The sequence below is a fragment of the Streptomyces sp. NPDC104096 genome, assembly GCF_055584385.1.
Window position 1 is genome coordinate 17,217 of record NZ_JBVJMD010000014.1, and the last position, 13,615, is coordinate 30,831.

The 13,615-nt window shown below is 71.3% G+C and carries 10 protein-coding genes; 9 read left to right on the top strand and 1 reads right to left on the bottom strand.

Annotation, left to right across the window (positions count from 1 at the left end; all coding sequences use genetic code 11):
* Positions 1–20 precede the first annotated feature (20 nt).
* Positions 21–1,826: a glycoside hydrolase family 15 protein gene (locus ACZ60B_RS17075; protein ID WP_469387897.1), complete on the bottom strand. Its 1,806-nt coding sequence runs from the start codon at positions 1,824–1,826 to the stop codon at positions 21–23.
* 547 nt (positions 1,827–2,373) lie between these two features.
* Here ACZ60B_RS17075 and ACZ60B_RS17080 point away from each other — a divergent pair.
* The 9 genes from ACZ60B_RS17080 to ACZ60B_RS17120 all read left to right on the top strand — a co-directional run bounded on the left by ACZ60B_RS17080 (position 2,374) and on the right by ACZ60B_RS17120 (position 13,555).
* Entirely contained in the window at positions 2,374–4,038 is a 1,665-nt protein-coding gene (locus tag ACZ60B_RS17080; protein ID WP_469387674.1) for a CTP synthase, read from the top strand.
* A gap of 120 nt (positions 4,039–4,158) precedes the next feature.
* Entirely contained in the window at positions 4,159–4,785 is a 627-nt protein-coding gene (locus tag ACZ60B_RS17085) for an NUDIX domain-containing protein (RefSeq protein WP_469387676.1), read from the top strand.
* 248 nt (positions 4,786–5,033) lie between these two features.
* Positions 5,034–7,091: a tetratricopeptide repeat protein gene (locus ACZ60B_RS17090; protein WP_469387678.1), complete on the top strand. Its 2,058-nt coding sequence runs from the start codon at positions 5,034–5,036 to the stop codon at positions 7,089–7,091.
* A gap of 143 nt (positions 7,092–7,234) precedes the next feature.
* Positions 7,235–8,350, top strand: coding sequence for an alanine dehydrogenase (ald, locus tag ACZ60B_RS17095; protein ID WP_450664380.1), 1,116 nt, complete (start codon positions 7,235–7,237; stop codon positions 8,348–8,350).
* Between the two features lie 345 nt (positions 8,351–8,695).
* Complete coding sequence (locus ACZ60B_RS17100; protein ID WP_469387680.1) at positions 8,696–9,865, top strand: ParA family protein; 1,170 nt, start codon at positions 8,696–8,698, stop codon at positions 9,863–9,865.
* A complete protein-coding gene (locus ACZ60B_RS17105; RefSeq protein ID WP_469387682.1) occupies positions 9,850–10,428 on the top strand; it encodes a hypothetical protein in 579 nt (192 codons plus the stop codon). The genes ACZ60B_RS17100 and ACZ60B_RS17105 overlap by 16 nt, the downstream gene beginning before the upstream one ends.
* 18 nt (positions 10,429–10,446) lie before the next feature.
* A complete protein-coding gene (locus ACZ60B_RS17110; protein ID WP_469387684.1) occupies positions 10,447–11,784 on the top strand; it encodes a segregation and condensation protein A in 1,338 nt (445 codons plus the stop codon).
* On the top strand, positions 11,781–12,434 hold the full coding sequence (gene scpB / locus ACZ60B_RS17115; protein WP_469387686.1) for an SMC-Scp complex subunit ScpB: 654 nt from the start codon (positions 11,781–11,783) through the stop codon (positions 12,432–12,434). The genes ACZ60B_RS17110 and scpB overlap by 4 nt, the downstream gene beginning before the upstream one ends.
* Positions 12,434–13,555 carry a pseudouridine synthase gene (locus tag ACZ60B_RS17120; RefSeq protein WP_469387688.1) on the top strand — a complete coding sequence of 374 codons (1,122 nt, stop codon included), beginning with the start codon at positions 12,434–12,436 and terminating at the stop codon, positions 13,553–13,555. Before scpB ends, ACZ60B_RS17120 begins: the two co-directional genes overlap by 1 nt.
* The last annotated feature ends 60 nt before the right edge of the window (positions 13,556–13,615 follow it).

Below are 13,615 nucleotides of genomic sequence, written 5' to 3' on the forward strand. Positions count from 1 at the left end.
CGGCGGCCGCACGGTCCTGTTCAGCCCGCGTAGGCCCCGGACGCCGTCAGACGCAGTGCCGTGTCGATCAGCGGGACGTGGCTGAAGGCCTGCGGGAAGTTGCCGACCTGGCGCTGGAGGCGCGGGTCCCACTCCTCCGCGAGCAGGCCCAGGTCGTTGCGCAGGGCGAGCAGCCGTTCGAACAGCTTGCGGGCCTCGTCGACGCGGCCGATCATCGCGAGGTCGTCCGCCATCCAGAACGAGCAGGCGAGGAAGGCGCCCTCGTCGCCCGGGAGCCCGTCGACGCCCTCCTGGTCGCCGTCGGTCGGGTAGCGCAGGATGAAGCCGTCCGAGGTGGACAGCTCGCGCTGGATCGCCTCGATCGTGCCGATCACCCGCTTGTCGTCCGGCGGCAGGAAGCCCATCTGCGGGATCAGCAGCAGCGCGGCGTCCAGCTCCTTCGAGCCGTACGACTGGGTGAAGGTGTTGCGCTCCTTGTCGTAGCCCCGCTCGCACACGTCCCGGTGGATGTCCTCGCGCAGCTGTCGCCACTTCTCCAGCGGGCCGTTCGCGTCCCCGGACTCGATCAGCTTGATCGTGCGGTCGACGGCGACCCAGGCCATCACCTTGGAGTGCACGAAGTGGCGGCGCGGGCCGCGCACCTCCCAGATGCCCTCGTCCGGCTCGTCCCAGTGGTCCTCCAGGTAGCGGATCAGCTTGAGCTGGAGCAGGGAGGCGTAGTCGTTGCGGGCCAGGCCCGTCATGTGGGCCAGGTGCAGGGCCTCGGTGACCTCGCCGTACACGTCGAGCTGGAGCTGGTTCGCGGCGCCGTTGCCGACCCGGACCGGGCTGGAATTCTCGTACCCCGGCAGCCAGTCCAGCTCGGCCTCGCCGAGCTCGCGCTCGCCCGCGATGCCGTACATGATCTGGAGGTTCTCCGGGTCGCCGGCGACGGCCCGCAGCAGCCATTCGCGCCAGGCGCGGGCCTCTTCGCGGTAGCCGGTGCGCAGCAGCGAGGAGAGGGTGATGGCCGCGTCGCGCAGCCAGGTGTAGCGGTAGTCCCAGTTGCGCACCCCGCCGATCTCCTCCGGCAGGGAGGTGGTGGGGGCCGCGACGATGCCGCCGGTGGGCGCGTAGGTGAGGGCCTTGAGCGTGATCAGCGAGCGGACCACGGCCTCACGGTAGGGACCGTGGTACGTACAGTGGTCCACCCATTCGCGCCAGAACTCCTCGGTCGCCTCCAGCGCCTGCTCCGGCTCCGGCAGCCCGGGCGGAGCGTGGTGCGAGGGCTGCCACGACAGGGTGAAGGTGATCCGGTCGCCGGGGGAGACCGTGAAGTCGGTGTACGTCGTCAGCGACTCGCCGTACGTCTCGGCGTCGGTGTCGAACCACACCGAGTCGGGGCCCGCGACGGCCACGGTGCGTCCGTCGTGCCGGTGCACCCACGGCACCACACGCCCGTAGGAGAAACGCATCCGGAGCGTCGACTGCACCGGGACGCGGCCCGAGACGCCTTCCACGATCCGGATGAGCTGTGGGGCGGCGCCCTCGCGCGGGGGCATGAAGTCGATCACCCGGACGGTGCCGCGCGGGGTGTCCCACTCGGACTCCAGGATCAGCGAGTCGCCGCGATAGGTCCGCCGGTCCGCCGGTGGCGGCGGGGTGTCGGTGCTGCCGGCCGGTCCCAGCCGCCAGAACCCGTGTTCCTCGGTGCCGAGCAGACCGGCGAAGATGGCATGCGAGTCGAAGCGGGGCAGGCACAGCCAGTCGATGGTGCCGTCCCGGCAGACCAGCGCCGCTGTCTGCATGTCTCCGATGAGTGCGTAGTCTTCGATGCGCCCGGCCACGTGCAACTCCAGTCGAACGGCCACGTCACCCCACGCGAATGGGGCGGTCGCTAGTGCGGTCAAAGGGTCGTTTGTCGTGCGTCGTTGAGCGGTGAAGCAAAGCAGCCGCTCAGCCGTGAGGCAAAACGCCGATCGGTGTTCAACGACAATTGTTGTTCAACGAGCTGACGAGCTCTCGTTGTTCCGATGATGAGGGGGCGAGGGGTGGTGCCCTGGTGTCGGGGCGGGCTCGGCAGCGAGTGTCCGAGCAGGATACGACGCACGTAGATGATCTGCGTGCCGCTCCGGACAACGCGCCTGAGCCGAACGGGTGAGCAGCCGACGAGGAGCAGGTGACCGGCCGATGTCCGGCTCCGTGTCGGCGTGAGCGCGAAGCGTTGCCGGAAGCCATCTCCCCCAGGCGCTGATACCCTGGTAGCCCGTGGACCGGTGGGCACGAAACCCCCGAACCGCAGCGACGGCGCCTCCCCGAAAACCGGAAATCTCCGGTCCGGACAGCAGCCGCACCGCACCCCCAGAACGCGACCACGGGAGCCCCCTCTTGGCCATGACGCCCAAATCCACGACGACCAAGCACATCTTCGTCACCGGGGGTGTCGCCTCCTCGCTCGGCAAGGGCCTGACGGCGTCCAGCCTCGGCATGCTGCTGAAGGCCCGGGGCCTGCGCGTGGTGATGCAGAAGCTCGACCCGTACCTGAACGTCGACCCCGGCACGATGAACCCCTTCCAGCACGGCGAGGTGTTCGTCACCAACGACGGCGCCGAGACCGACCTGGACATCGGCCACTACGAGCGTTTCCTCGACCGCGACCTGGACGGCTCCGCGAACGTCACCACCGGTCAGATCTACTCGACGGTGATCGCCAAGGAGCGGCGCGGCGAGTACCTGGGCGACACGGTGCAGGTGATCCCGCACATCACCAACGAGATCAAGCACCGCATCCGCCGGATGGCCACCGACGCGGTCGACGTCGTCATCACCGAGGTCGGCGGCACGGTCGGCGACATCGAGTCGCTGCCGTTCCTGGAGACGGTCCGCCAGGTCCGCCACGAGGTCGGCCGGGACAACGTCTTCGTCGTCCACATCTCGCTCCTGCCCTACATCGGCCCCTCGGGCGAGCTGAAGACCAAGCCGACCCAGCACTCGGTCGCGGCGCTGCGCAACATCGGTATCCAGCCGGACGCCATCGTCCTGCGCTGCGACCGCGAGGTCCCCACCGCGATCAAGCGCAAGATCTCGCTGATGTGCGACGTCGACGAGGACGCGGTCGTGGCCTGCCCCGACGCGCGCTCCATCTACGACATCCCGAAGACCGTGCACGGCGAGGGCCTGGACGCCTATGTCGTCCGCAAGCTGGACCTGCCGTTCCGTGACGTGGACTGGACGACGTGGGACGACCTGCTCGACCGCGTCCACAACCCCGAGCACGAGATCACCCTGGCGCTGGTCGGCAAGTACATCGACCTGCCCGACGCCTACCTCTCGGTCACCGAGGCGCTGCGTGCCGGCGGCTTCGCCAACCGGGCCCGGGTGAAGATCAAGTGGGTCACGTCCGACGACTGCAAGACCCCGGCCGGCGCCGCGGCACAGCTCGGCGACGTCGACGGCATCTGCATCCCCGGCGGCTTCGGCGACCGCGGTGTGCTCGGCAAGGTCGGCGCGATCCGCTACGCCCGCGAGAACCGGATCCCGCTGCTGGGCCTCTGCCTGGGCCTGCAGTGCATCGTGATCGAGGCGGCCCGCAACCTCGCCGACATCCCCGACGCCAACTCCACCGAGTTCGACTCGGGCACCGGCCACCCGGTCATCTCGACCATGGCCGAGCAGCTCGACATCGTCGCGGGCGAGGGCGACATGGGCGGCACCATGCGGCTGGGCATGTACCCGGCCAAGCTGGCCGAGGGCTCGATCGTGCGCGAGGTGTACGACGGCAAGGAGTACGTCGAGGAGCGCCACCGGCACCGCTACGAGGTGAACAACGCCTACCGCGCGGAGCTGGAGAAGAAGGCCGGCATCCTCTTCTCGGGCACCTCGCCCGACGGCAAGCTGGTCGAGTACGTCGAGTACCCGCGCGACGTACACCCCTACCTGGTCGCCACCCAGGCGCACCCCGAGCTGCGCTCGCGGCCGACCCGTCCGCACCCGCTGTTCGCGGGCCTGGTGAAGGCGGCCGTGCAGCGCAAGGTCGCGGCAGGGCAGGATTCCGAGTAACACACCGGTTGTACGGTTGCCGGGGTGCGAACCCTCAACGGGTGGGCACCCCGGCTTTTTCCGACGGCCGGTCTCCCGCGTGGTGCGCCGGTCCGTCCCGCACGTGTGGAAGGACAGGGCATGACGATCAAGGACACTTCCGAGCAGTGGGAGATCCGGGCGACGCAGACCCCCTTCGTGGGGAACAAGACCTCCGTCCGCGCCGACGACGTGGTCATGCCCGGCGGCTCGGTGGTCCGCCGCGACTACCAGGTCCACCCCGGCTCGGTCGCCGTCCTCGCCCTCGACGAGGAGGACCGGGTCCTGGTCATCAAGCAGTACCGCCACCCCGTGCGTCACAAGCTGTGGGAGATCCCGGCCGGGCTGCTCGACGTGCCCGGCGAGAACCCGCTGCACGCCGCCCAGCGCGAGCTGTACGAGGAGGCGCACGTCAAGGCCGGGGACTGGCGGGTCCTCACCGACGTCTACACCACGCCCGGCGGCTGTGACGAGGCCGTGCGGATCTTCCTCGCCCGCGATCTGTCCGAGGCCGAGGGGCAGCGCTTCGAGGTGGAGGACGAGGAGGCCGACATGGAGCACGGGCGCGTGCCGGTCGAGGAGCTCGTACGGGGGGTGCTCGCGGGCGATCTGCACAACAACTGCCTCGTGGTCGGCGTGCTCTCGCTGGTCGCCGCGCGCGCCGGGGGCGGCCTCGACGCCCTGCGGCCGGCCGAGGCACCCTGGCCGGCCCGCCCCTTCGACGCCTGAGACCGCGCCCCACGACCCCGGCCGCCGCTCCCGGCGCGCCGGGGTGCGTCCGGCCGCCCGTGTCCCGCCGTCGGCTGCCGGCGCCGGTCTCCCGCCGTCGGCTGCCGGTGTGACGATCGCCTGATCCGATCGAGGGATGTCCCCGCCGTGCTCCGCCCGGGAGGTCGCAGAGCGTGAACTAGGCTCTGGAAACGCCCGGCCCGGAGACCCGGCGGGCTTGCGCGTGCGGTGGGACGGGAGTGTGGCCCGTGACGGATCAGGCGGTGGACACGGACGGCGTTCAGCTGTCGGGACGCACGCCGGTGGAACGCCATTTCCTGGGCCGTACAAGGGAGTTGAAAGAGCTGCGCGCCGACATCGAGCGCGCGGGCCTGAACACCCTGGCCGGCCGCAAGGCACCGCGCGCGCGGGTGCTCCTGATCGCGGGCAGCCCCGGATCCGGTCGCACGGCGCTCGCCGAGGAGCTCGTACGGGAGGTCGCGGACCGTTACGACGGCGGGGTGCTGCGCGCCCGGCTCAGCGAGCCCGACGGCACGCCCGTACCGGTCGAACGCACCGCCCGCGAGCTGCTCGCCGCGCTGGACCGGCCGAGCCCGCCGGGCGCCGGCGAGGACGAGCTGAGCGAGGCCCTGCGGGCCGCGCTCGCCGACCGCAGGGCGGTGCTCCTGCTGGACGACGCGGCCGGCGCCGAGCAGGTCGACGCCCTGCTGCCGGACACCCCCGACTGTCTGGTCGTGGCCGTCGCCGGGGGCCCGCTGACCGGGATCTCGGACGTCCGCCCGTGCACCATCGGCGGTCTCGACACGAAGTCCGCGCTGGAGCTGCTGACCCGCCACACCGGCTCCGTCCGCATCACGGTCGACCCGCGTGCCGCCGAGGGCCTGGTCGAGGAGTGCCGGGCCCAGCCCGCCGTGCTGCGGCTGGCCGGGGGCTGGCTCGCGGCCCGGCCCAAGACCGCCGTCGCCGACCTGGCCAAGCAACTGCACACGGAAGGCGCCGACGGCACGCCCCTGAGCCGGCTGTTCCGGCTCGTGCACGCCTCCCTGCCCGCGAACGCCGCCCGGATACTGCGGCTGCTCTCCCTCGCCCCGGCCGGCCTCGTCGACCCGCACACCGCCTCCGCCCTGGCCGGCTGCTCGGTGGACGGCGCCCGCACCGTCCTCGACGACCTCGTCGCGCTGGGCCTGCTGCGGGCCGTGGAGTCGCCGCTGCCGCAGTACGAGGTCCCGGGCGCCCTGCACCCCCTGCTGAAGGCCGCCAGCGAGACCGAGGACCGCCCCGCGGAGCTCGAGCTGGCCCGCGCCCGGATGCTGGAGCGGACCGTACGGCTGTTGCAGTCCTGCCGGGCGATCACCGAGACGGACGACCCCGAGGGGCGCGAGAAGCTCCAGGCGATGCCCCGCGCGCTGCGCTTCCCCAGCCCCCGGGCGGCCGCCGAGTGGCTGACCGTGCGCAGACCCGCGCTGCTGGCCGCGGCCCGCCTGGCGGTCGCCGACGGCGAGCTGGACACCCTGGCCCGTCGGCTGATGTCCCAGCTGGTCAGGGCCATGATCGCGCACTTCGGCACCCAGGCCGTGGCCGCCGACCTGTACGGCATCCACCGGCTGGTGCTGGACGTCGCCGAGCGCCGGGACCTGCCCCGGGAGAAGGCCGCGGCGCTGCTGAACCTCGCCGACGTGGACGCGCAGACCGGCCGTACGGCGGAGGCGCTGGTGCGCTACCGGGCCGCGCTGGACGCCGGACGCGAGGCGAACGATCCGTACGCGACCGGCCGCGCGATGGAATCCGTAGGCGGCGCGCACCTCGAGCTCGGGGACTTCGACCGGGCCGCCGACTGGTTCGGCCGGGCGCTGGCCCAGCGGCTGGCCCGGGACGAGCGCGCGGACGCCGCCCGGCTGTACGGCCGTATCGCCACCGCGCACACCTACGCGAGCCGCTACGGCGAGGCGCTGCGCCACTGGCGGGCGGCCGTCGCGGGGCACCGCAAGAACGGTGATGTGGGCGCCCAGGCAAGGGCGTTGAGCGAGCTCGCGCGGGTCCAGGAGTACGCGGGGCGGCCGGCGGAGTCGCTGCGCACCTGCCAGGAGGCGGTGGAGTTGGCGCGCCGCGCCGAGGACGTACGGCTCCAGGCCGCGCTCCAGCTTCGGCTGGCGGACACGCTGGAGCATCTGGGCGATCCGGCGGCCGCCCGCCTGCACCGCGGTGCCGCCGAGCGCATGCTGGGAGATGAGCTCCCGGAGAGCGACCCAGAGCTGGAACACGGCGCTAACGCCTGCGAAATCCGTAGTGCATCCGCTGAAGATTGAAGTATTGAAAGGCTGGACACCGAGAACACCTTCATTAGACTGGCTCTGCCGCACGTTCTCCTGCGGTGCATCCCTGTGCGCCCCATGTGCACAGGTATGTCTTGTGTTGCCCCACACCCTCTGAGCCAAGGACCGTGATCGACGTGAAGGTCGGCATCCCCCGCGAGGTCAAGAACAACGAGTTCCGGGTGGCCATCACCCCCGCCGGCGTGCTGGAGCTGGTGCGCCACGGCCACCAGGTCGTCGTCGAGCGCGACGCCGGCCTCGGCTCGTCGATCACCAACGAGGAGTACGCCGCCGCCGGTGCCGAGATCCTGGACTCGGCGGACGAGGTGTGGGCCACGGCCGACCTGCTGCTGAAGGTCAAGGAGCCGGTCGCCGAGGAGTACCACCGCCTGCGCAAGGACCAGACGCTCTTCACCTACCTGCACCTGGCCGCGTCCAAGGAGTGCACGGACGCCCTCCTGGAGTCCGGCACCACGGCGATCGCGTACGAGACGGTCGAGCTGCCGGGCCGCGGGCTGCCGCTGCTCGCCCCGATGTCCGAGGTCGCGGGCCGGCTGGCCCCGCAGGTCGGCGCCTACCACCTGATGCGCGCGGCCGGCGGCCGTGGCGTGCTGCCGGGCGGTGTCCCGGGCGTGACGCCGGCCAAGGCCGTCGTCATCGGCGGTGGCGTCTCCGGCTGGAACGCCGTCCAGATCGCCGTCGGCATGGGCTTCGACGTGACCCTGCTGGACCGCGACATCAACAAGCTGCGCGAGGCCGACAAGATCTTCGGCACGAAGGTCAAGGCCGTCATGTCCAACTCCTTCGAGCTGGAGAAGGCCGTCCTGGACGCCGACCTCGTCATCGGCGCGGTGCTCATCCCGGGCGCCAAGGCCCCGAAGCTGGTCACCAACGAGCTCGTCTCCCGGATGAAGCCCGGAAGTGTCCTTGTCGACATCGCGATCGACCAGGGCGGCTGCTTCGAGGACTCGCGTCCCACCACGCACGCCGAGCCGACCTTCCGGGTCCACAACTCGGTCTTCTACTGCGTCGCCAACATGCCGGGCGCGGTGCCCAGCACCTCCACCAACGCCCTCACCAACGCCACGCTGCCCTACATCGTGTCGCTGGCCGACAACGGCTGGGCCGAGGCGCTGCGCCGTGACGCGGCCCTGGCCCGGGGCCTCAACACCCATGACGGCCAGGTCGTTTACCGCGAGGTCGCCGAGGCGCACGGCCTCGACCACGTCTCCCTCGACGCGCTTCTCGGCTAAGTCTCCAAACAGTAAAGGCGATACGTCAACAAGGATCGTCAACCGCACGCACCATGCCGGACCTTGCCCGACAAGGTCCGGCATGGTGTGTGTATGGTCACTTTGCGTCGCCGTGCCAACTCGCCTCGAACGTAACCCTTGAACCGATTCGTACACCGGTGAAACCTGCCGTGCGACGGCCGTACGCCCTTGACAGAGGGATGTTTCATTGCCGACACATCCTGCCGGGTCCGGCGGATTGTGTTGCTGCGGACGCCCGACACGCCATAGAGTCGCCAACCGTCGGCATGGTGTCACGCTGACCTGTCTAGAAGTTTCCTGGTCACCAAGGAGGTAAGACGACTTGTGAATGAGTCGACATTTTCTCCCGGGGGTGGTCAACCAGGAACGCCGGTCCGAAGCCAGGGCCCCGAGGGGTTCGAGGCTGTCGGCTCCGTCGCCGTGCGCACCTTCGCAGCCCACCAGAGTCCGCAGGCGGCTCGGACAGCACCCCAGAGCATGGATGGCCATCACGTGAACGCCATGGCCGGCGACGGAAGTGGCGCGCCCCACAACCACTTCGCCGACTACGACGAACTGCCCGAAGGGCACTTCTACGACCCCGACGCCGAGTACGAGCCCGACCCCGAGTACGCGGCCACGCTCGCGCCCGACGCGGCACGCCAGCGTCGCGAGCGCATCGGCCCGACCGGACGTCCGCTGCCGTACTTCCCGATCCCGGGCCCGCTGACCGACCACGGACCCGCGAAGATCATCGCGATGTGCAACCAGAAGGGCGGCGTCGGCAAGACGACGTCGACCATCAACCTGGGTGCCGCCCTCGCGGAGTACGGCCGTCGCGTGCTGCTCGTGGACTTCGACCCGCAGGGCGCGCTGTCGGTGGGTCTCGGCGTCAATCCGATGGAGCTGGACCTCACCGTCTACAACCTGCTCATGGAGCGGGGCATGTCGGCGGACGAGGTGCTCCTGAAGACGGCGGTCCCGAACATGGACCTGCTGCCCAGCAACATCGACCTGTCGGCCGCCGAGGTCCAGCTCGTGAGCGAGGTCGCGCGCGAGTCGACGCTCCAGCGGGCGCTGAAGCCGCTGCTGCCCGACTACGACTACATCGTGATCGACTGTCAGCCCTCGCTCGGTCTGCTCACGGTGAACGCCCTGACGGCCGCGCACAAGGTGATCGTGCCGCTCGAGTGCGAGTTCTTCGCCCTGCGCGGTGTGGCGCTGCTGACGGAGACCATCGAGAAGGTCCAGGAGCGGCTGAACCCGGAGCTGGAGCTCGACGGGATCCTCGCCACGATGTACGACTCGCGCACCGTGCACAGCCGTGAGGTGCTCGCGCGGGTGGTCGAGGCCTTCGACGACCACGTCTACCACACGGTCATCGGGCGCACGGTCCGCTTCCCGGAGACCACGGTCGCCGGTGAGCCGATCACGACGTACGCGTCCAACTCCGTCGGCGCCGCCGCCTACCGCCAGCTCGCCAGGGAGGTGCTCGCCCGGTGTCACGCCGAGTGAGTCTGCCGGGGGCCGACGAACTGTTCCGTACGACAGGGGGAATGGCACTCCAGCCGTCCACTCCACGGCGCCCGGCCAACGGCGAGGCCCGGGTGCCGGCCCCGGCGGGGGAGAGCGACCAGACGACCGCCGCCCCCGCGGAGGACGCGCCGCCCGCGGTGCCCGTCCAGGGGGGCGACGGCGAGGGCGCCGAGCACGTGGCCGCCGACCCTGAGGCGGCCGACGCGGGGGAGTCCCGGATCCGGGCCGCCGCCGCGGAGCGCACCGCCCGGCGCGGGGCCGCGCAGGAAGGTTCTGCGGACCCGCAGGGGCAGCCGCGCAAGCGCGGGCGGTCGCCCGCACGGCGGCCCAGCGGGCGCGAACGGCACGACGAGAAGATCACGGTGTACGTGTCCGCCGAGGAGCTCATGGACCTGGAGCACGCGCGTCTCGTGCTCCGCGGCGAGCACGGGCTGGCCGTCGACCGCGGGCGGATCGTCCGGGAGGCGGTCGCCGTGGTCCTGGCCGACCTGGAGTCCCGGGGGGACGCGAGCATTCTCGTTCGACGCCTGCGCGGACGCTAGCGGTAGCCTGCGGGGGCCATGTCCTCGAAGTTCTCGAACGACGCTTCCGTTCCCGGCGCCTCCGGTCGCCGTCGGCGGGCGCTGGGGCGTGGGCCGGGCACGGCCGCGGCGACGAGCCCGGCCGACGTACAACCGGAGCCCGAGGCCTTCGTACCCGAGCGGGAGCAGCCACCCGGGCACGAGCCCGAGCCGACGCCGGCCCCCCGGACGGGGCCGCCCGCCTCCGGTCCCGGGCCGGGGGCCGAGAGCGTCCCTGCCGAGCCCGGGTCGAGCCCGGCGCCAGAGACCGGGATCGGGTCGAGCCCGGCACCGGCGGCCGAAGTCCCGGCTCCGGAACCTGAGCCGGGGACGCGACCTGAGTCGGGGGCGAAGCCGGGGTCGAAGCCCGAGACGGAGCCGGGACCGGAACCCGAGCAGGGGTCGAAACCGAAGCCCGAGGCCGGGCCGGAGTCGAAGCCGGAACCCGAGGCGGTCGTGGCACCCGTGGCGGCGCCCGCGCCCGTGCCGCAGGCCCGGACCGGGGCCGCCGAAGCGCAGGACTCCCCCGACGGGGTCTTCAAGGTCCGGCTGGCGAACTTCGAGGGCCCGTTCGACCTGCTCCTCCAGCTGATCTCCAAGCACAAGCTCGACGTCACCGAAGTGGCCCTGTCGAAGGTGACCGACGAGTTCATGGCCCACATCCGGGCGATGGGGCCGGACTGGGACCTGGACCAGACGACCGAGTTCCTGGTCGTGGCCGCCACCCTGCTCGACCTGAAGGCGGCCCGGCTGCTGCCCGCCGCCGAGGTCGAGGACGAGGCCGATCTGGCCCTGCTGGAGGCCCGCGACCTGCTGTTCGCCCGGCTGCTCCAGTACCGGGCCTACAAGCAGATCGCCGACATCTTCCAGCACCGGCTGACGCAGGAGGCCCGCCGTCCGCCCCGTACCGTCGGCCTCGAACCCCACCACGCCGAGCTGCTGCCCGAGGTCGTGATCAGCATCGGCCCGGAGGGGTTCGCCCGGCTCGCCGTCAAGGCGATGCAGCCCAGGCCCAAGCCGCAGGTCTACGTCGACCACATCCACGCGCCGCTGGTCAGCGTCCAGGAGCAGGCGGGGATCGTGATCTCGCGGCTGCGGGAGTTCGGCGAGGCCAGCTTCCGCACCCTCGTCGAGGACACCGACGACACCCTCACCGTGGTGGCGAGGTTCCTGGCGCTGCTGGAGCTGTACCGGGAGAAGGCGGTCGCCCTGGACCAGGAGGACGCCCTCGGCGATCTGCTGGTGCGCTGGACCGGCGGGGACGAGGGAGAGGCCCCGCGGGTCACCGACGAGTTCGACCGGCCGCCCGAGGTGACGACGGAGGAGAAGAAGGCGTGAGCGAGGAGAGCACCGACATCCCGGCCGGTTCCGGCACCGTGGCCGACCTCGATCTCAAGCCGGCCCTGGAGGCCGTGCTGATGGTCGTGGACGAGCCCGCGACCGAGGAACACCTCGCGAAGATCCTCCAGCGGCCCAAGCGGCGGATCGGGGACGCGCTGCGGGAGCTGGCCGACGAGTACACCGTGCAGGGGCGCGGCTTCGAGCTGCGGCTGATCGCGGGCGGCTGGCGTTTCTACACCCGGCCCGAGTACGCGGCGGCCGTGGAGGGCTTCGTCCTGGACGGCCAGCAGGCCCGGCTCACCCAGGCGGCGCTGGAGACCCTCGCCGTGGTCGCCTACCGCCAGCCGGTCAGCCGCAGCAGGGTCTCCGCGGTCCGCGGGGTCAACTGTGACGGGGTCATGCGGACCCTGCTGCAGCGCGGTCTCGTCGAGGAGGCGGGCGCGGAACCCGAAACAGGTGCGATCCTGTACGTGACGACGAACTACTTCCTGGAGCGGATGGGCCTGCGCGGCCTGGACGAGCTCCCGGAACTCGCGCCCTTCCTCCCGGAGGCGGCGGCGATCGAGGCCGAGACGATGGAAGGGGTCCCGTCGTTCGATCCGGACGCTCCGGATTCCGAGGACGCAGACGACAAGACGGAACTTTGATGCGAAGCAGCAGCGGCAGGAACAGCAGCGGAAACAACGGCGGGAGCCGTGGTGGCAACAGCGGCGGCCGCGGCGGGAGCAGCGGTGGCCGCGGCGGCAGCCGTGGAGCCGGTGGCAACCGCGACGACAAGCAGGGCGGTCGGCCGAGCAAGCCGCGCCCCGAGGAGCGCCGCTACGACGTGGGCCCCGGCGCGACGAAGGACGGCCCCAAGGCCGGGCGCGGCGCTTCGGCGCGCGGCGGGGCCAAGGGCGGACCGAGGCAGTCTCCGGGCACCGGACGGGGGCGTTGGGCGCCCGCCACCTCCCGGGAGTACGACGCCCGCGCGGAGGAGCGCAACCGGGAGCGGTACGCGGGCAAGAAGGACGTCAAGCTGCCCAAGACCTTCCCGGGCGCCGAGCAGGAGGGCGAGCGCCTGCAGAAGGTGCTCGCGCGTGCCGGTTACGGCTCCCGGCGGGCCTGCGAGGAGCTGATCGAGCAGGCGCGCGTCGAGGTCAACGGCGAGATCGTGCTGGAGCAGGGCAAGCGGGTCGACCCGGAGAAGGACGAGGTCAAGGTCGACGGCCTGACGGTGGCGACCCAGTCGTACCAGTTCTTCTCGCTGAACAAGCCCGCCGGTGTCGTCTCGACCATGGAGGACAACGAGGGCCGTCAGTGCCTCGGCGACTACGTCACCAACCGCGAGACGCGGCTCTTCCACGTCGGCAGGCTGGACACCGAGACCGAGGGTGTCATCCTGCTCACCAACCACGGTGAGCTGGCCCACCGGCTGACCCACCCCAAGTACGGCGTGAAGAAGGTCTACCTCGCGCACATCGTGGGCCCGATCCCGCGCGACCTGGGCAAGCAGCTCAAGGACGGCATCCAGCTGGAGGACGGTTACGCGCGCGCGGACCACTTCCGGGTGGTCGAGCAGACCGGCAAGAACTACCTCGTCGAGGTCACCCTGCACGAGGGCCGCAAGCACATCGTGCGCCGCATGCTCGCCGAGGCAGGCTTCCCGGTCGACAAGCTGGTGCGCGTCGCCTTCGGCCCGATCACCCTGGGCGACCAGAAGTCCGGCTGGCTGCGGCGGCTGTCCAACACCGAGGTCGGCATGCTGATGAAGGAAGTCGACCTGTAGGTCGCCCGCCCGATCGCTCTCCCGATCGCTCGCCCTTCACCGAGGCGGCCGGTTCCGGAT

What these genes read in the sequence shown, in the direction of transcription:
- ACZ60B_RS17085 (WP_469387676.1), top strand. Translation starts at nt 4,159, where the DNA reads ATGACGATCAAGGACACTTCCGAGCAGTGGGAGATCCGGGCGACGCAG.
- ACZ60B_RS17120 (WP_469387688.1), top strand. Translation starts at nt 12,434, where the DNA reads ATGCGAAGCAGCAGCGGCAGGAACAGCAGCGGAAACAACGGCGGGAGC.
- ACZ60B_RS17110 (WP_469387684.1), top strand. Translation starts at nt 10,447, where the DNA reads ATGTCCTCGAAGTTCTCGAACGACGCTTCCGTTCCCGGCGCCTCCGGT.
- ACZ60B_RS17080 (WP_469387674.1), top strand. Translation starts at nt 2,374, where the DNA reads ATGACGCCCAAATCCACGACGACCAAGCACATCTTCGTCACCGGGGGT.